Raw genomic sequence first — 1,044 nt, 5'->3', positions numbered from 1 at the left:
TAGTTCCACCTTCCCCGCTTCGACTTTGGAGAAATCGAGGATGTCATCAATAATGGTCATGAGCGATTGCGATGAGTTATCGATGATCTCCACAAATTCTTTTTGCTGCGGATCGAGCTTAGTATCACTAAGCAGCGACGCCACACCAATAATGCCATTCATAGGGGTGCGGATCTCGTGGCTCATGGTCGCGAGAAACTCACTTTTCTTGCGATTGGCGACTTCCGCCTTATCTCGCTCGGCTTCTAACTCGGCTTGATGCTCACGCACTTTTTGCACGCTTCGATTGTATTTTTGCGCCAACAAGCTGACTTCATCAAAACACCAACGTTTGGGCAGCCTGACCGTACTCGGCGCATTACCGCCGCTAAAATCACTCACCGCACCGGAAAGCAACTGCAAAGGATTCACCAATAAACGGAAGGCAACCCACAACACCCCAACCATCAACAGCAAAATTTTTATCGCTTCTGTCGTGAGTAGAAAAAAGAACTGTTGCCATAAATCTTGATAGACGGCGCTAAGGTCAGATTGCACAGTCAGCTCTGCAAGCTCAAACGTTTTTTCACCCACACTAAACTGCATCGGCCAACGCCTCTCAACCACATCTTGCTTGATTTCTGTTCCGAGCTCGATGATAACTTCGTCTTTGGTAGCAATGCGTAGGTAATCCACCGAAGGCAAACGCATCGCCCCCAGCGCTTGGGTGAGTAACAGCTCACGGTCTTCAACCCACAAACTGGCTGAAAAGCTGGAGAGGTAGCTCGACTCCACTTGTTTTAAGTCGGTGTCGAGATGGGACAACTCTTCTTGAAAATCACGATATAAACTGATGGCAGAAATGACTAACGTAAAGATCAAACTCAACGTTAAAACCGCCAGCATAAGCTGGTTACCGATACTAAACCGGCGTTGAGTTCGCTCTTTTACATCCATATGAAATCACTCCGATAATCTTGCGCTACTCTAAATATAGTCGTGAGCAAATAATAATCGAGGATAGGATGAAAGGACTTCTACGTGTATTGGCTTTTAGTTGTATGG

1 protein-coding gene is annotated in these 1,044 nt (G+C 46.6%); it reads right to left on the bottom strand.

Going from position 1 to position 1,044, the window contains the following annotated elements; translation table 11 throughout:
- A partial coding sequence (locus R7E00_RS25095) for a histidine kinase dimerization/phospho-acceptor domain-containing protein (protein WP_318124922.1) occupies positions 1–936 on the bottom strand: 936 nt, incomplete at its 3' end.
- Positions 937–1,044 lie beyond the last annotated feature (108 nt).

Source organism: Vibrio sp. Vb1755 (assembly GCF_033338635.1).
In the GTDB taxonomy this organism is placed as follows: domain Bacteria; phylum Pseudomonadota; class Gammaproteobacteria; order Enterobacterales; family Vibrionaceae; genus Vibrio; species Vibrio alginolyticus.
This window is presented reverse-complemented; position numbering and strand designations above follow the sequence as displayed.